Raw genomic sequence first — 223 nt, 5'->3', positions numbered from 1 at the left:
GTGGGGCCGCCGGAGCCGTCGGGCTTCTGGTAGTTGAGGCCCCGGGCCAGGATGCGGGCCGTCGTGGTCTTGCCCACGCCGCGGACGCCGGTGAGCATCCAGGCCTGCGGAATGCGGCCGGTCTCGAAGGCGTTCGAGAGGGTCCGGACCATCGCCTCCTGACCGATCAGGTCGTCGAAGGTGCGCGGACGGTATTTACGGGCGAGAACGCGATAGGGAGAGG

Annotated in this window: 1 pseudogene; it reads right to left on the bottom strand. The window is 69.5% G+C overall.

The features are described from left to right. A pseudogene (locus E4K09_RS14040) lies at positions 1 to 223 on the bottom strand (DNA polymerase III subunit gamma/tau); the annotation flags it as partial.

The organism is Microvirga pakistanensis (assembly GCF_004458765.1).
Taxonomy (GTDB): Bacteria; Pseudomonadota; Alphaproteobacteria; order Rhizobiales; family Beijerinckiaceae; genus Microvirga; species Microvirga pakistanensis.
Note: the sequence above shows the minus strand (reverse complement) of the source record. Positions and strands in the feature narration are given on the sequence as shown.